1 protein-coding gene is annotated in these 638 nt (G+C 27.3%); it reads left to right on the plus strand.

Annotation, left to right across the window (positions count from 1 at the left end; genetic code table 11):
- Positions 1-523 (plus strand): hypothetical protein (locus tag E3E36_RS11180; protein ID WP_167895502.1); only part of this gene is annotated, 523 nt, incomplete at its 5' end.
- Positions 524-638: the final 115 nt, after the last annotated feature.

The following is a 638-nucleotide window of genomic DNA, read 5'->3' on the forward strand; positions in this document are numbered from 1 at the left end:
TACTTCTGAATTCTTTAAGTTAAACTTTAAAAGCAAAACCATTACTTCTAAATTTAAGTATTCGATTTTGTCAAATTTTCAATTAATGTTAGGGAGACAATTTAGAAGAGGAGTTTATAAAATTTATCTTGAAGAACGTGAAAGGCAAGTTGGAGATGCTTTAGAACAAAGATTTAATTTTATTAGACAATTTGCAAGATATAATGTAGGAGATTATCCAGTATTTTACCATAAACCCAAATTTAAAGTTTTACCATTTTCCTTGCCCGATATAAAAAATCCAACAATTCGATTTACTGAATACAGTCATTTGATGGATAAAGAATATCGAATTTTCGACTATCAGATTATGGGATACAAGTATGTGATACCAACATCAATGCAATATGAGATTATTATTGAACCTTATTTAAAAAAGATTCAACTTGAAGATGACCCATTTGGTACAACTTTAATACAAATCAAAGAATTAATCGATATTGACTTTATGTATCTTTTCATGAATGATTTTAATAATTATTAAATTACTTCGGCAATGTTGGTGTTCTTCACCAACATCGTTTAATAAATTCGCCAATACAATTTAGTATATTCGGTTAATGAATTTTCCTGTACATTATCCAGTATTTTTTACAGCA

This window comes from Thermococcus sp. M36, from assembly GCF_012027355.1.
Taxonomy (GTDB): domain Archaea; phylum Methanobacteriota_B; class Thermococci; order Thermococcales; family Thermococcaceae; genus Thermococcus.